This window comes from Alistipes sp. 56_sp_Nov_56_25 (assembly GCF_001915285.1).
GTDB lineage: Bacteria > Bacteroidota > Bacteroidia > Bacteroidales > Rikenellaceae > Alistipes > Alistipes shahii.
Window position 1 is genome coordinate 212,616 of sequence record NZ_MNQF01000063.1, and the last position, 298, is coordinate 212,913.

Sequence of the window (298 nt, forward strand, 5' to 3'; positions counted from 1 at the left end):
AGGGAAATTTCAAGACCACATGGCTCGACAACCTCTGTCCCCGCTCACTCGCCAGTTATCTTTTCACGGGAAAGATCGACCCGCAGAACAAGGACATGCTGACGCTGGTCGCCGAATACCTCTTCATCAACATCGACGACCAGCTGAAGGCGCTCAACAAACGGGATGAAAACGAGTTGAAGAACCTCATCACGGCTCCTTCGGTCAAATACCGGCGGCCCTACGACGTCTACATCGAAGAGTATCCCCACTTGGCGAGCTTCATGGCCTCGGTGAACGGGAACGACTTTCTGACCGA

At 54.0% G+C, this 298-nt stretch carries 1 protein-coding gene; it reads left to right on the forward strand.

Features of this window, described 5'->3' with window-relative positions:
- Positions 1-298, forward strand: a 298-nt coding sequence (locus tag BHV64_RS11645; RefSeq protein WP_288116042.1) for a VapE domain-containing protein, incomplete at both ends; no start/stop codon positions are given.